The organism is Streptomyces lateritius, assembly GCF_014649715.1.
In the GTDB taxonomy this organism is placed as follows: Bacteria; Actinomycetota; Actinomycetes; order Streptomycetales; family Streptomycetaceae; genus Streptomyces; species Streptomyces lateritius.
Map to the genome: position 1 here is coordinate 114,899 of NZ_BMTO01000018.1, position 15,089 is coordinate 129,987.

The 15,089-nt window shown below is 71.5% G+C and carries 16 protein-coding genes; 12 read left to right on the plus strand and 4 right to left on the minus strand.

The window, feature by feature from the left end; genetic code table 11:
- The coding region (locus tag IE136_RS30270; protein WP_189601902.1) for an MFS transporter at positions 1 to 1,105 on the minus strand (1,105 nt) is incomplete at its 3' end.
- Between the two features lie 261 nt (positions 1,106 to 1,366).
- Here IE136_RS30270 and IE136_RS30275 point away from each other — a divergent pair.
- From IE136_RS30275 to IE136_RS30295, 5 genes are all read left to right on the plus strand, one after another.
- Complete coding sequence (locus IE136_RS30275; RefSeq protein WP_158987172.1) at positions 1,367 to 2,479, plus strand: carbohydrate kinase family protein; 1,113 nt, start codon at positions 1,367 to 1,369, stop codon at positions 2,477 to 2,479.
- A 168-nt stretch (positions 2,480 to 2,647) separates the two neighbouring features.
- Positions 2,648 to 3,670: a PhoH family protein gene (locus IE136_RS30280; protein WP_158987170.1), complete on the plus strand. Its 1,023-nt coding sequence runs from the start codon at positions 2,648 to 2,650 to the stop codon at positions 3,668 to 3,670.
- Positions 3,671 to 3,682: 12 nt separating this feature from the next.
- Positions 3,683 to 4,186, plus strand: coding sequence for an rRNA maturation RNase YbeY (gene ybeY / locus IE136_RS30285; protein WP_158987168.1), 504 nt, complete (start codon positions 3,683 to 3,685; stop codon positions 4,184 to 4,186).
- 25 nt (positions 4,187 to 4,211) lie between these two features.
- A complete protein-coding gene (locus tag IE136_RS30290; RefSeq protein ID WP_158987166.1) occupies positions 4,212 to 5,498 on the plus strand; it encodes a hemolysin family protein in 1,287 nt (428 codons plus the stop codon).
- Positions 5,495 to 5,848, plus strand: coding sequence for an MmcQ/YjbR family DNA-binding protein (locus IE136_RS30295; RefSeq protein ID WP_158987164.1), 354 nt, complete (start codon positions 5,495 to 5,497; stop codon positions 5,846 to 5,848). Before IE136_RS30290 ends, IE136_RS30295 begins: the two co-directional genes overlap by 4 nt.
- 44 nt (positions 5,849 to 5,892) lie before the next feature.
- Here the strand turns inward: IE136_RS30295 and IE136_RS30300 are convergent, their stop codons facing one another.
- Positions 5,893 to 7,299: an MFS transporter gene (locus IE136_RS30300; RefSeq protein WP_158987162.1), complete on the minus strand. Its 1,407-nt coding sequence runs from the start codon at positions 7,297 to 7,299 to the stop codon at positions 5,893 to 5,895.
- 91 nt (positions 7,300 to 7,390) lie between these two features.
- Here IE136_RS30300 and IE136_RS30305 point away from each other — a divergent pair, with 91 nt between their 5' ends.
- The 7 genes from IE136_RS30305 to era all read left to right on the plus strand — a co-directional run bounded on the left by IE136_RS30305 (position 7,391) and on the right by era (position 13,331).
- Entirely contained in the window at positions 7,391 to 8,275 is an 885-nt protein-coding gene (locus IE136_RS30305; RefSeq protein ID WP_189601903.1) for a helix-turn-helix transcriptional regulator, read from the plus strand.
- A gap of 31 nt (positions 8,276 to 8,306) precedes the next feature.
- A complete protein-coding gene (locus IE136_RS30310) occupies positions 8,307 to 8,732 on the plus strand; it encodes a hypothetical protein (RefSeq protein WP_189601904.1) in 426 nt (141 codons plus the stop codon).
- A gap of 27 nt (positions 8,733 to 8,759) precedes the next feature.
- Positions 8,760 to 9,122 carry a cytidine deaminase-like protein gene (locus tag IE136_RS30315; protein WP_158987156.1) on the plus strand — a complete coding sequence of 121 codons (363 nt, stop codon included), beginning with the start codon at positions 8,760 to 8,762 and terminating at the stop codon, positions 9,120 to 9,122.
- Positions 9,123 to 9,354: 232 nt separating this feature from the next.
- On the plus strand, positions 9,355 to 9,828 hold the full coding sequence (locus IE136_RS30320; protein WP_158987154.1) for a hypothetical protein: 474 nt from the start codon (positions 9,355 to 9,357) through the stop codon (positions 9,826 to 9,828).
- A gap of 213 nt (positions 9,829 to 10,041) precedes the next feature.
- Positions 10,042 to 11,376, plus strand: coding sequence for a WxL domain-containing protein (locus tag IE136_RS30325; protein WP_158987152.1), 1,335 nt, complete (start codon positions 10,042 to 10,044; stop codon positions 11,374 to 11,376).
- 35 nt (positions 11,377 to 11,411) lie between these two features.
- Complete coding sequence (locus tag IE136_RS30330) at positions 11,412 to 12,359, plus strand: WxL protein peptidoglycan domain-containing protein (protein ID WP_158987150.1); 948 nt, start codon at positions 11,412 to 11,414, stop codon at positions 12,357 to 12,359.
- Positions 12,360 to 12,389: 30 nt separating this feature from the next.
- Positions 12,390 to 13,331: a GTPase Era gene (gene era, locus IE136_RS30335; RefSeq protein ID WP_158987149.1), complete on the plus strand. Its 942-nt coding sequence runs from the start codon at positions 12,390 to 12,392 to the stop codon at positions 13,329 to 13,331.
- Between the two features lie 137 nt (positions 13,332 to 13,468).
- Here the strand turns inward: era and IE136_RS30340 are convergent, their stop codons facing one another.
- Both IE136_RS30340 and IE136_RS30345 read right to left on the minus strand, forming a co-directional pair.
- Entirely contained in the window at positions 13,469 to 13,780 is a 312-nt protein-coding gene (locus tag IE136_RS30340) for a protealysin inhibitor emfourin (RefSeq protein ID WP_189601905.1), read from the minus strand.
- A gap of 12 nt (positions 13,781 to 13,792) precedes the next feature.
- The gene (locus IE136_RS30345) at positions 13,793 to 14,866 is read right to left on the minus strand and encodes a M4 family metallopeptidase (protein ID WP_158987145.1); all 1,074 of its coding nucleotides are present in this window, start codon (positions 14,864 to 14,866) and stop codon (positions 13,793 to 13,795) included.
- Between the last annotated feature and the right edge of the window lie 223 nt (positions 14,867 to 15,089).

A 15,089-nucleotide genomic window follows, 5' to 3' on the forward strand; every position in this document is an offset into this window, starting at 1 on the left:
GGACCGCCACCAGCAGGAGCAGGACGCACAGGATCACGCCCATGCCCGGGTAGCCGGCCTGCTCGGACAGCACACTGCCGGTGACCGGGCCGCAGGCCACGCCCAGCGAGGACGCCGAGCCGACCAGCACCGCCCAGCGGCCGCGCGGGTCCAGGGAGGCGGCCAGGCCCAGCAGGTAGGACAGGACGACCGGATAGAAGACGTTCCACAGGATCTCGCCGGTCGCGAAGGCCGCCAGGCTCTCGGCGCCCGAACTGACCAGTACACAGAGGGCGATGAAGGCCGTGCCCGCCCCGACCGGCACCGCGCGGCCCAGCCTCGAACCGAGCACCCCTGCGCCCAGGACGCCCGCGAGACCCGCGCCGAGCGCCACCGCGAAGACCGCTCCGACGGTGACCTCGCCGAGGCCCGCCTGGGTGACGCCGATCCGGCCGCTGACGCCCCACAGGGCGTTCTGCGCCAGGGACCAGAGCAGGATCGCGGCGGCGAGCACGGCACCCGAACGCCGGTGCGGGAGCGGACTGCGAGGCCCGCCTCGAGCCCCCGCGCGCAGAGGCGTGCGGGCACCGGCCGGCCCGGCGAGTCCGCCCGTCAGCGGCCAGACCAGGGCCGCCGTCAGCGCGATCGACGCGAAGGGCAGCGCGTGGCCGCCGCCGAAGTGGGGGAGGGTCAGGTAGAGGGCGCCGGCCGTCGCTGAGACGGAGAGGAGGCCGAGCGTCGAGGCCCGGTGCGGGTCGGGCTGCGCCGCGATTCCCGCCGCGGCCACCGCGAGCGCCGTACCGGAGCCGAGACCGCCGATGACCGCGCCGCCGACCACCAGCGGGACGCTCGCGGTGAGCGCCGCCGAGCCGTAGCCGACGCCCATCGCCAGCAGCCCGGTCCTCGCCGCCCGTCGCGGGCCGAACCGTTCCACGCGTGCGGCGAGCGCGAAGCCGGCCGAGGCGGAGGCGAGCAGGAGGACCGAGCCGACCAGGCCCGCCTGGGCGGGGGTGAGTCCGAGCCCGCCCGAGAGCCGGCCGACGACGGTCGGGAGCAGGTACGGGGCGAGATAACCGGCCGTGAAAAGGGCGACAAGGGGCCCCAGAGCACGCGGGCGCGACGACATGGGCGTTCCAGGAAAAGAGGAAGAGGGGGTGGAGCGCCCGGTGTTGCACGGGATCGCGAGACATGTGTATCAAGCGACCGGTGGCCCGGAGAAGTCCGGAGAGGGCGGAATCCCTCCATTGTGTTTGTGATCTGAGTCACAAAGGCGTTTGGGGTTGGTTAGGCGGGGTAATGGCCCTCGCTTTCCCCGCTGCGTCACCCCCGTCTCGCCGCCCTCATCGGGCACACTGGGCTGATCCGCACCACGACCGGGGAGCCTGCCGTGACCACAGCAAGGGGAGAGCAGCAACACGACGCCGGGCTCGACCCGTTGGTGCGCCTGCGCGAGCCCACCGACCCCGAGTGCGACGTCTTCCTCACCGGCACGGTCTTCCTCGACATCATCTTCACCGGCCTCGACAGCGCCCCTGTCCGGGGCACCGAGTCCTGGGCCAGGGGCATGGGCTCCAGCCCCGGCGGCGTCGCCAACATGGCCACCGCCCTCGCCCGCCTCGGCCTGCGCACCTCCCTCGCCGCCGCCTTCGGCGACGACCACTACGGCGAGTACTGCTGGGACGCTCTGGAGCAGGGCGAGGGCATCGACCTCTCGCTCTCCCGCACCGTCCCCGGCTGGCACTCCCCGGTCACCGTCTCCATGGCGTACGAGGGCGAGCGCACGATGGTCTCGCACGGCCACCAGGCCCCGCCCCTGGACGGCGCTCTGCCCGCCTACCCGCCGCACGCGCGCGCCGCCGTCGCCTCGCTGGTGCCCGGCCGCGCCGAGGACTGGGTCGCACAGGCCGCCCGGGGCGGCGCCAAGGTCTTCGCCGACGTCGGCTGGGACGAGACCGGCGGCTGGGACCTCGCCGGTCTGACCGACCTCGAGCACTGCGAGGCGTTCCTGCCCAACGCCCAGGAGGCCATGCGCTACACCCGCAGCGACAGCCCGAAGGCCGCCGCCCACGCGCTCGCCGACCGGGTCCGTTACGCAGTGGTCACCCTCGGTGCGGAAGGCGCCTACGCCGTCGACGGCGCCACCGGCGAGACCGCCGAGGTCCCGGCCATCCAGGTCTCCGCGCTCGACCCGACCGGCGCCGGTGACGTCTTCGTCGCGGGCTTCGTCACCGGAACGCTCGCCGACTGGCCGCTCGCCGACCGGCTCGCCTTCGCCGGCCTGACCGCCGCGCTGTCGGTGCAGGAGTTCGGCGGCTCGCTCTCCGCGCCCGGCTGGGGCGAGGTCGCCGCCTGGTGGCAGCACGTCCAGGGGCACGCCTGCCAGGACCCGGAGGCCCTGCGCGCCCGCTACGCCTTCCTGGAACGGCTGCTCCCGGCCCCCACGCGCCCGTGGCCCCTGCGCCGGGCCGTCCCCACGATCGGCTTCCGCCGCTCGGCCTGAGCCGCGGCGGCGCCAGACCGCCGGTCCGAGCCGCCGGGCCGCCACCCACTCTCGCCCGGTAAAAGGCTTCGGCCTTGTCAGTGACAAGTCGTAGGCTTGGTGTCCGAGAGGTTGTCGAGCAGCGAGAACCCTGCAACGGGAGGTATGTGCAGGCCACAGTGCCGGCCCATGACTCAGACACCCACAGCCCCCAATGGCGCACCGGGCGAGACCCGCGCCCACTTCACCGTCCCCGCGAAGCACCCGATGGTGACCGTTCTCGGTTCCGGTGACGCGCTCCTGCGTGTGATCGAGAACGCGTTCCCGAAGACCGACATCCATGTCCGGGGCAACCAGGTCAGCGCGGTGGGGGACGCCGCGGAAGTCGCGCTGATCCAGCGCCTGTTCGATGAGATGATGCTGGTGCTCCGCACCGGACAGCCGATGACGGAGGACGCAGTGGAACGCTCGATCGTCATGCTCAGAGCGAGCGAGACCGGCAGCGCGGAGGCAGGCCAGGAGACCCCGGCAGAGGTGCTCACCCAGAACATCCTCTCCAGCCGCGGCCGCACCATCCGCCCCAAAACCCTCAACCAGAAGCGCTACGTCGACGCGATCGACAAGCACACGGTCGTCTTCGGCATCGGCCCCGCCGGTACCGGCAAGACGTACCTGGCCATGGCCAAGGCTGTCCAGGCCCTGCAGTCCAAGCAGGTCACGCGGATCATCCTGACCCGGCCGGCCGTCGAGGCGGGCGAGCGGCTCGGCTTCCTGCCCGGCACGCTCTACGAGAAGATCGACCCGTACCTGCGGCCGCTCTACGACGCGCTGCACGACATGCTCGACCCGGACTCGATCCCGAAGCTGATGGCCTCGGGGACGATCGAGGTCGCGCCGCTGGCGTACATGCGAGGCCGGACGCTCAACGACGCGTTCATCATCCTCGACGAGGCGCAGAACACCAGCCCGGAGCAGATGAAGATGTTCCTGACGAGGCTCGGCTTCGACTCGAAGATCGTCATCACCGGCGACATCACCCAGGTCGACCTTCCCGGCGGCACGAAGAGCGGTCTGCGCCAGGTCCAGGACATCCTGGAAGGCGTCGACGACGTGCACTTCTCGCGCCTCACGTCCCACGACGTCGTACGGCACAAGCTCGTCGGCCGTATCGTCGACGCGTACGAGCAGTACGACAGCCGCAACGGGAAGTAGTAACAGAGCACCATGTCGATCGACGTCAACAACGAGTCCGGAACCGAGGTCGACGAGCAGGCGATCCTCGACATCGCCCGCTACGCCCTCGCGCGGATGCGCATCCACCCGCTCTCCGAGCTCTCCGTGATCGTCGTCGACGCGGAGGCGATGGAGCAGCTCCACATCCAGTGGATGGACCTCCCGGGCCCCACGGACGTCATGTCCTTCCCGATGGACGAGCTGCGTCCGCCGTCGAAGGACGACGAGGCCGCGGAGCCCCCGCAGGGGCTCCTCGGCGACATCGTGCTCTGCCCCGAGGTCGCCGCCCAGCAGGGCAAGGACGCGCCGACGCAGCACTCCATGGACGAGGAGCTCCAGCTCCTCACCGTCCACGGAGTGCTGCACCTGCTCGGCTACGACCACGAGGAGCCGGACGAGAAGGCGGAGATGTTCGGTCTCCAGGCCGCCATCGTCGACGGCTGGCGCGCGGAGAAGGGCCTGACCGGCCCGTCCCCGGCGCCCACCGTCTCCTGAGCCCCCGACGGACCCGACGAACCCGATGAACGCATCGCTGATCTTCGGCGCGGTCGCCCTGATCGTCGTCGCCTGGCTCGCCGCCTGCGCCGAGGCAGGCGTCGCCCGCGTCACCAGCTTCCGCGCCGCCGAGGCCCTGCGGGCGGGGCGGCGCGGCGCCGACAGACTCGCCCAGGTCGCCTCCGACCCCACGCGCTACCTCAACGTGGCGCTCCTCGTCCGCGTCGCCTGCGAGATGGCGGCCGGCGTCCTCGTCACCTACGTGTGCCTGGAGGAGTTCTCCGCGACCTGGGAGGCGCTGCTCGTCGCCATCGGGGTGATGGTGCTCGTCAGCTACGTCGCCGTGGGCGTCTCGCCGCGCACCATCGGCCGCCAGCACCCGCTCAACACGGCCACCGTCGCCGCGTACGTCCTGCTGCCGCTGGCCCGGATCATGGGCCCCGTACCGCAGCTGCTCATCCTCATCGGCAACGCGCTCACCCCCGGCAAAGGCTTCCGTAAGGGCCCCTTCGCCTCCGAGGCCGAACTGCGGGCGATGGTGGACCTCGCCGAGCAGGAGCAGCTGATCGAGGACGACGAGCGCCGGATGGTGCACTCCGTCTTCGAGCTCGGCGACACGCTCGTACGCGAGGTGATGGTGCCCCGCACCGACCTGATCTGCATCGAGCGGTACAAGACGATCCGGCAGGCGCTCACCCTGGCCCTGCGTTCCGGTTTCTCCCGGATCCCGGTCACCGGCGAGAACGAGGACGACATCGTCGGCATCGTCTATCTGAAGGACCTGGTCCGCAAGACGCACATCAACCGCGACGCGGAGGCGGACGTGGTGTCGACGGCGATGCGGCCGGCCGCCTTCGTACCGGACACCAAGAACGCGGGCGACCTGCTGCGGGAGATGCAGCAGGAGCGCAACCACGTCGCCGTCGTCATCGACGAGTACGGCGGCACGGCGGGGATCGTCACCATCGAGGACATCCTGGAGGAGATCGTCGGCGAGATCACCGACGAGTACGACCGCGAGATCCCCCCGGTCGAGGAGCTGGGCGACGGCCGCTACCGGGTCACCGCCCGCCTGGACATCGGGGACCTCGGCGAGCTGTACGGCTTCGGACCCGACGAGTACGACGACGAGGACGTGGAGACGGTCGGCGGGCTGCTCGCCAAGGCGCTCGGCCGGGTGCCGATCGCCGGCGCGAAGGCGGTCGTGGAGCTGCCGGACGGGCGTACGCTGCGGCTGACCGCCGAGTCCCCGGCGGGCCGCCGGAACAAGATCGTCACGGTGCTCGTGGAACCGGAGGCGAGGCCGGAGTGACCCCGGACCAGCTGCGGACGTTCTGCCTGGACTTCAACGACGCCACGGAGGAGTTCCCGTTCGGCCCGGAGGCCTCGGTCTTCAAGGTCGCCGGGAAGATGTTCGCGCTCTCGGCGCTGGACGCCGAGCCGCTGAGGATCAACCTCAAGTGCGAGCCCGAGGAGGCGGAACGGCTCCGCGAGGAGTACGCGGCCGTCGCCCCCGGCTACCACATGAACAAGCGCCACTGGAACACGGTGACGGTCGGCGGGCTCCCGGACCGGATGGTCCGGGAGCTCATCGAGGACTCCTACGACCTGGTGGTCGCCGGCCTCCCGAAGGCGGTACGGCTCCGCCTGGACCGTCCGTAGCCCGTCCCTCCCGGCTTGCTCGGCGCCCCCCCGGCCCGCCCGGATCAGGCCCGCTTCCGCAGGCCGAGCGCCACGAGCAGGCCCGTGGCCACCACGATGGCCGCGTTCACGGCGAGGACCGTGCGGACCCCGTCGTAGAGATCGCCGCCCGTCGTCGCCAGGACGCCGAGCAGCGGGATGCCGACGGTGATGCCGACCTGCTGCGTCGTCGTGACCAGACCCGTCGCCAGCCCCTGCTCCTCGTCCGGCACGCCGGAGGTGACGATCAGCCCGTACGAGATGATCGCGCCGAGGTGGCACATGCTGGCCAGCGAGACGCCGACGGTCGCGAGGAGCGCGCCCGAGTCCGTGCCGATGCCGAGCAGCAGCGCCACGAAGAGGCCCTGGCCGAGCAGCGAGAAGACCAGCGTGCGGCCTGCGCCGACGCGGCCGATGACCTTCGCCGCCATCGAGCCGATCAGGACCGAGAGCAGCCCCTGCACACCGAAGACGAGACCCGTCGCGAACGCCGAGAGCCCCAGCGTCTCCTGGAGGTAGAGCGTCAGGACGAAGACGACCGTCGACATCATCGAGAACGTCACCAGACCGCCGAGGTTGCCGAAGGCGACCGTCCGGCGACGCAGCATCGGCAGGCTGACCAGGGGGGCGTCGTGCCGGGACTCCACGACCACGAACGCCCCGAGGAGCAGGACGCCCACGACCAGGGTCACCCGTACCTCCGCGCCGCCGAAGCCGTGCTCGGCCGCGGTCGACAGGGAGTAGATGAGCGCGAGCAGGGCGCCGGTGACGGTGACCGCTCCGGGCAGGTCGAGGCGCGGCCGGTCGGGCGTGCGGGATTCCGGCAGCAGACCGGGTGCCAGGGGCAGCAAGACCAGCGTGAACAGGGCGAGCAGACCCATCGTCGAGCGCCAGCCCAGGGTGTCCGTCATGACGCCGCCGAGCACCATCCCGATCGTGAAGCCCAGGGAAAGCACGGTCCCGGAGACACCGAGCGCGCGGTCCCGCTGCGGGCCCTCGGGGAACGTCGTCGTCAGCAGCGACATGCCGGTCGGCACGATCGCCGCCGCGCCCAGGCCCTGGAGGGCCCGCGCGATCAGGAACGACGCCGGGTCCCAGGCGAAGGTGGCGAGGAGCGAGGCCGCGCCGAAGAGGGCGAGGCCGGCCAGGAAGAGCTTCTTACGTCCGTAGAGGTCGCCGGTCCGCCCGAAGAGCAGCAGGAACCCGCCCGAGGGCAGCGCGAAGGCCGTCACGGCCCACTGCAGCGCCGACTGCCCGAGACCGAGGTCGGCGCCTAGGACCGGCAGGGCGACGTTCAGGACGGAGAAGTCGAGCGCCACCATGAACTGGGCGGCGCACAGCACGAAGAGGATGAGCCGGGCGCGGGCGGTCAGGGACGGCTCGGAGGAGGGGAGCGTGTCCGCAGGGGTGGTGGTCGGAGTGTCGGTTGCCATGGCAACCACCCTCGGCTCGCGGGAACATCCGTGGGGAGCGGGAACTTATCCTGTTGGTCGCACCACCAGGCTGCACAGGGGGAGGACGCACGTGGCCACTGCGGTCGAGAGTGATGCCGCCAAGCGGCACCGACTCGCCGAACTGCGCGAGTTCCTGATGAGCCGTCGGGCCCGGGTCACCCCTGCCGAGGCCGGCCTTCCCGAGGGTGGCCGCCGCCGCACGCCCGGTCTGCGCCGCGAGGAGGTCGCCGTCCTCGCGGGCGTGGGCGTCTCCTGGTACCAGTGGCTGGAGCAGGGCCGCGACATCACCGTCTCCCCGCAGGTTCTCGACTCCGTCGCGCGGGTGCTGCGGCTGAGCGCGATCGAGCGCCGCCACCTGTACGTCCTGGCCGCGCTGAACCCGCCCGCCCCCGAAATCGATCCGGGCGCACGCGACATGTGCACCGGGCTCCGCCGGCTGATCGACGCGTGGATGCCGTTCCCTGCGGTCATCATGGACGCGTACTGGAACGCGGTCCTGTACAACGACTCGGCGTCGATCGTGCTCGGCGTGCGGCCGGAGATCTCCCAGAACTGCCTCATCGCCTTCTTCACCGACCCTCTCTACCGCTCGCGGATGGGCGGGTGGGAGCACCTCGCCCCGCGCGTGGTCGCCCAGTTCCGGGCGGCCTGTTCGGAGAACCCGGAGGACGACGGCTTCCGCGCGGTGGTCGAGGAGGCCAAGGCGGCGAGCGAGGAGTTCGTCGCACTGTGGGAGCGGCGGGACATCATGCCGGGCGGGCAGGTCCGCAAGGAGCTGGAGCACCCCCTGGTCGGCACGCTGGTCCTCGAATCGACCCAACTGCGGGTGCCGGCCCGCCCCGACCTCGTCATCGTGCTGCACACCCCGCTGCCGGAGGCGGACACGGCGGCGAAGCTGGAGTGGCTGGTCTCCCCGGAGGGGCGGCGCGGGGCGATGTTCCCCCTGGCGGGCTGAGCAAGGTCGTCCTGGCGCACAGGTCGGCTTCATGGCCGACACGATCGCCGGGGCGACGATGGGCCCGTCCGGTAGCTTCGAGCGCACCAGCGACACGACCGGGATCGACAGCCAGGTCTTCACCTTCCCGGCCGCCGGTGCCACGGACTTCTTCAAGGCGCTGAGCACCTCGCTGGACACGTGCAAGGGGTTCGCCGCCGAGCTCCAGGGCATGAAGATGACCGTCACGGCCGAGAAGCTCACCGGCCCGAAGGCCGGGGAGGAGTCGCAGGCGTTCCGGCTGAAGATGAAAGTGGCGGACATCGCCATGACCGTCGAGACGAACCTGCTCGTCGTGCGGCAGGGCACGGGCCTGGTCCGCGTCTCCCACGTGCCGCCGAACGCCTCCGGCCACAAGGACTTCGACGCCCTCGCCAAGCTCGCCGCCGACAAGTTCGTCAAGGGCGCGCAGAGCTGATCCGCCGCCCCGACCTATGCTCGGGGCATGACACTCAAGCCCGACCACGGCGACCTCGGCGCCGAGGACCTCAAGATCATCACGCTGGCGCGCAGCGCCCGCGCCCGCAACGGTGTGCCCGAGGGCGCGGCGGTACGTGACGAGACCGGCCGGACCTATGTGGCCGGGACCGTGGACCTGGAGTCGCTCAAGCTGAGCGCGCTCCAGACCGCGGTCGCGATGGCCGTGGCCAGTGGCGCCCAGTCGCTGGAGGCCGCGGCCGTCGTCTCGACCGCCGACGCCGCGTCGGACGCGGACCGTGCGGCGGTACGGGATCTCGGCGGGCCCGGGACCCCGGTTCTGCTCGCCGGTCCCGACGGTCGGCTCCGCGCCGCGGTCACCGCGGGCTAGGGGCTGATCGCGACCGATCGCGGGCCGATCGCAGGCCCACCGCACGCCCCGAAGAGGGCCCGGCATCCCGCCGGGCCCTCTTCGCACGCTTGTGAAGAATCACCGGATGTTCTCTTGTCTTCCCCGGTCCGTTGCGCGTCAATGAACAGCGGTCCGCCCGACGGGCCGTCAGATTGTTTGCTTCACGCAGCGTCCGCACCCCTGCGTGCATCACCGAAAGGGGTACGACGTCATGAGAGGCAGCAACTCAGGCATCTGCGCGGTCCTCGCGGGAGCGCTCGCCGTGACCGGGCTCGCATTCGCCCCGGCCGCCGCCGCCGTGTCACCGGGGAACGCGACGGCCACGTACGACTGCGGGATCTGGGGCGGCGGGATCGCCACCCTCAAGGCCACGCAGAGCGGAACGGCGGCGACGATCACGCTCACCGCCGCCGTCAAGACGCCGATCGCGGTCGGCGCCGACCAGATCAACGCCCGTCTGACGATGGCCAAGGCCGGCGGCGGCACCCGCGTGTTCAGCGGCAAGAAGAACCCGGCACTGGCGGCCGATCAGGCCGTCACCATCGGTCCGCTCAGCGGCACCGTCGCGGTCGGCGACAGCCTCAACTCCTACTTCGCCGGTACCGCGCTCACCATGACGATCTTCGGGGCGACCGTGAACTGCGACGCCCTCACCTCGCAGTCACCCGGCCCGTTCGTCTTCTAGCCCACCCGAGCGCCACCCGCGCACGACCCCGGCACCACCCCCGCACGACCTCTCACCGGCGTCGCCCCAGGCGGCGCCGGCACTTGCGCTGACCAGGCAAAACGCCGATCTTGACAGAACCTGATGGGTCATCAGTCGGCGTATTTCGATTCCATTGACTTCTCTTGGCGCGCGGTCGTCAATGGCGCCCTCATCCCTCAGGAGGGGGCACACATGGCACTGAGAACCCCGGCCCGAAGGCGGCGCTGGACCGCCGCCCTCGGGGCCACCGCTCTCGCGGTCGCCGCCGGCGGCGCACTGGCCGCCCCGGCCGGCGCCCTGGCGACCGCGTCCCGGGCGGTGGACTTCCCCACGCACTGCGTCCCGCCGCCGATCGCGGGCATCCCGCCCATCGACGGCACCACGACCGCCGAGATCACGGTGGACAAGCCCACGCCCGAGGTCGGCGACACCGTCACCGTCACCTACAAGGTCACCAAGCCGGCCGCGTCCAACCCCGTCGACCTGGCCCTGCCGGCCGACATCATGACCCCGAGCGGCAAGGTCGTCCTCGGCGGCGCCCAGGCCGGCGCGGTCACCGTCACCGGGCCGAAGAAGAACGACCCCGTCCCCGGCAAGGGCGCCTTCCCGCCGTTCTCGATGACCGGCACGTTCACGGTCACCGCGCCCGGCTCGATCACCCTCTCTCCCGGCGACTACAACATCCACACCAGCTACCTGATGGAGCTGGACACCCCCTGCACGGTCACCGACCCGCCCGCCCCCGTCTCCGAGACGATCACGGTGAGCGACCGGCCGGGCGCCAACGAGCGGAACCTCCAGCTCGGTACGGCCTCGGGCGCCCCGGGCGCCCGCGTCACCGTGACCGGCGCCAAGTTCACCCCCCTCACCGAGGTCACCGTCGCCGGACGTTCCGGAGCGGCGGAGACCGCCGACCGGATGACCGTCACCACCGACAGCGAGGGCGGGTTCGCCGCGCGCCTGAGGGTCGACGACAAGGCGACCACCGGGATCGTGGCGTACGAGGGGACGGCCTGGGACCCGGACAAGGGCGCGGGACCGGTCGCGTACACCGTCGTCGACGACACCCCGCAGGCGCCCAACAGCCAGAAGCTCCACGCGGCGGTCACCGCGGGCGAACTGTCGATGACCCAGGCCGGTGACGCGGTCCAGCTGTCGTCCGTCGACTTCGGTCAGGGCGGCGCGGCGACAGGCGACCTGAAGACGGTGACGGTCAAGGACTTCCGCGGCGGCCCCGCGGGCTGGTCCCTGACCGGCAAGGTCACCGACTTCACCGGCCCCGGCGGCTCCATCGGCGCAGGACAGCTCAGCTGGACCCCTGCCTGCACCACCAGGCCCGGCAGCCCCAGCACCTGCGCCCCCGGCTCGGCCGGCACGGTCGGCAGCGGCGGGGCGACCCTCGCCTCGACCCCGAACGGCACGCTGACCGGCGGTGAGTTCACGGTCGACGCCAAGGTCTCCCTGAACGTCCCGGCGTTCACCGCCCCGGGCGCCTACTCCGGCGTCCTGACGCTGACCCTGTCCTGATCCTGACCCCGGGCGAGTAAAAGGAGTTCCGCACCGTGCGCAAGCTGTACGTACTCCTCCTGGCCGCCGTGCTTCTGCTCCCGCTCGGCGGCCCTGCCCCCGCCCACGCCGCCGACAACGGCGAGTGGGCCGTCCACCCGGCCGCCTCTCGGCTCGGCGGCCGGCCGTACTTCTATCTCTCCGCCGATCCCGGCACGACGCTGGCCGACCGGGTCACCGTCACCAACAAGACCGGCGCCCCCCTCACCTTCCGCCTCTACGGCGCCGACGCCTACAACACCGAGCGCGACGGCGGCTTCGCCGTCCGCACCCGGCAGGAGAAGCAGACCGGCGCCGGAGCCTGGATCACTCCCGAGCGCGCGCGCGTCACCGTCCCCGCCCGCTCCTCGCTCACCGTCCCCTATACGCTCGCCGTGCCCGCCGACGCCGAGCCCGGCGACCACCCCGGCGCCGTCGTCGCCCTCGACGAGCGCGTCGAGGCGGCCGGTGCCGGCTCCGTCGCGGTCGGAGTCCAGCGCGCCGTCGGGGCCAGGGTCTACCTCCGCGTGAACGGCCCCACCGTCCCCGCCCTCGCCGTCGAGGACGTCACCCTCGACCAGGACCGGCCGCTCGTCCCTGGCGCGGGCGCGAGCACCGCCCTCATCTCGTACACCCTGCACAACCGCGGCAACGTCACCCTCAACCCCAAGGTCGCCCTCCGCGCCGAGGGCCTCTTCGGCCGCACCCTGCTCGCCCGCGACCTGGCGGGGGTCCCCTCCGAGCTGCTGCCCCGCCAGAGGATCCGGCTCACCGAGCGGTGGACGGGATCTCCGCAGTTCGACTGGGGTGACGTGACCCTCACGGCGACGGCGAAGGACGTACGGGAGTCGGGGCGGGTGTCCTTCCTCGCACTGCCCTGGCTCGCCGCCGCGGTGGTCCTGACCGGGGGAGTGGTGGCCCTCGTCGGCCTGCGCGTACGGCGTCGGCGGGCACTGGGTACGTGAGGCGGCCCGGCATCGGGGAGAATGGCCCCCATGAGCGCTCGTAACCAAGATTCCGAAGCCGTCCACCGGGCCGGCTTCGCCTGCTTCGTCGGCCGCCCCAACGCGGGCAAGTCCACCCTCACGAACGCTCTGGTCGGCCAGAAGGTGGCGATCACCTCCAACCGGCCCCAGACCACCCGGCACACCGTCCGCGGCATCGTGCACCGCCCGGACGCCCAGCTGATCCTCGTGGACACGCCGGGCCTCCACAAGCCGCGCACGCTCCTCGGCGAGCGTCTGAACGACGTCGTGCGCACGACGTGGGCCGAGGTCGACGTGATCGGCTTCTGCCTCCCCGCCGACCAGAAGCTCGGCCCCGGCGACCGCTTCATCGCTAAGGAGCTGGCCGGGATCAAGAAGACCCCGAAGGTCGCGATCGTCACCAAGACGGACCTGGTCGACTCGAAGACCCTCGCCGAGCAGCTCATCGCCATCGACCAGCTCGGCAAGGAGCTGGGCTTCGAGTGGCAGGAGATCGTCCCGGTCTCGGCCGTCGGCGGCCGGCAGGTCCAGCTCGTCGCCGACCTGCTGATCCCGCTCCTGCCGGAATCCCCGCCGCTCTACCCCGAGGGCGACCTCACCGACGAGCCGGAGATGGTCATGGTCGCGGAGCTGATCCGCGAGGCGGCGCTCGAAGGCGTACGGGACGAGCTGCCGCACTCGATCGCCGTGGTGGTCGAGGAGATGATCCCTCGCGAGAACCGTCCGGCGGACAAGCCGCTGCTCGACATCCACGCGAACGTCTACATCGAGCGCCCCTCGCAGAAGGGGATCATCATCGGCCCCAAGGGCAGCCGCCTGAAGGAGGTCGGGATGAAGTCCCGCAAGCACATCGAGGCGCTGCTCGGGACCCCGGTCTTCCTCGACCTGCACGTGAAGGTCGCGAAGGACTGGCAGCGGGATCCCAAGCAGCTGCGGAAGCTCGGCTTCTAGCCGGCCCGCTTCCAGCCGGTTCGGCTTCTCGTCACCGGCGGCGAAGCCGAGCCGGAGACGCTCGGCCGTGGGCGCCGTCTCCACGCTGCTGCCCGCGGCCACCGCCTCCTCGGGGGGCCAGGACTGTGGGGATCCGCTTACGCCCCCTCCTTGAGGACCTTACGGATCAGGGTCCGCTGGGCTTCGGTCAGGCGCGGATCGCCGCAGTGGACCGTCTCGTCATCGATCGTGATCTCGTACGAGAAGCCGTCCGGCACCCCCCGGCCGCCGCCACGGCCCTCGCCGTCACCGTCCTCGTCGTCACCGTCCTCGTCGCGGTCACCGTGGTCGTCGAGGACCGTGCCGGCCAGGGTGTGCCAGTCCTCGGCGTCCGGCACGCCCGAGGTGTCCACCTCGGCTGTCCGCTCGATGCCCGCGAAGCCGCCGGTGCGCCGCACTCGAATACGCATGCCCCAGGTCTATCAGTCCGTCGGTACGCCCACGGCCGTCCATGCCTTCAGTACGGCCTGGATCTCCGCCCCGTCCCCGTACCGCGCCTTCGCCGCCTTCGCCGTCGCCCGCGCGAACTCGGTGAACCGGGTCTCGGGCGTCAGCGTGCCGCCGGTCATCACGTCGTACCAGATCTGCCCGGCCCGCTCCCAGGCGTTGCCGCCCAGCTCGGTCGCCGCGATGTAGAAGGCGTGGTTGGGGATGCCGGAGTTGATGTGGACCCCGCCGTTGTCGCTGCTCGTACGGACGTAGTCGTCCATGTGCGCCGGCTGCGGGTCCTTGCCGAGGACGTCGTCGTCGTACGCCGTGCCCGGCGCCTTCATCGAGCGCAGCGCCACGCCCTGGACGCTCTCGTGGAGCAGGCCCTCCCCGATCAGCCAGTCGGCATCGGCGGCGTTCTGCCCGAGCGTGTACTGCTTCACCAGTGACCCGAAGACGTCCGAGACCGACTCGTTGAGCGCTCCGGACTGGCTGTAGTACTCCAGATCGGCGGTGTACTGCGTGAAGCCGTGGGTCAGTTCGTGGCCGATCACGTCCACCGGCACGGTGAAGTCGAGGAAGATCTCGTCGTCGCCGTCGCCGAACACCATCTGCTCGCCGTTCCAGAAGGCGTTCGCGTAGTTCCGGTCGTAGTGGACGGTCGCCAGCAGCTTCATCCCGGCCCCGTCCATCGAGTTCCGGCCGTAGGCCTTCAGGAAGAGGTCGAAGGTGGCGCCGAGTCCGGCGTACGCGCGGTTGACGGTCGCGTCCCCCGTCGCCTCCGCACCCTCTTCCCGTACCGGAACGCCCGGCAGGCCGGTGCCGTGCTCGGCGTCGTACACCGCGCGCCGGGGCTTGGCGGTCTCGTCCGGGGCGGCCGGCGTGGGGGCAGGCGCGGGCGGGGCGAGGCGGCGCGCGGTCCGCTGGGCGGCGTCGGCGACCAGGGTGCGGCGGGCGGTCTCGGCGATCGCCGGGTTCTCGGCCCGGGCCAGCCGCTCCAGCAGGTGCGGCGGCACGATCGTGCAGAAGACGGGGACGGAGGGGCGGCGGTCCGCGGGGGAGGTCATGCCAGCAATGTGGCACTGGGTCATGCCGCTGTCACTAGCAGCGACGATGATCCGCGAAATGGAGTGATTCGTCACCTTTTCTGATTGTCGGCTCGGCCGTCCCGCATACTGAAACAGGACGTCCGGCCCCCGCCGACCTGAGCTAGGCTGCGGCACATCATGCGTTTCGGGCTGCTTCTCCTTAGCTGCCGCGGCGAGGGCCTGTAGTCGTAGGCCGACCCCC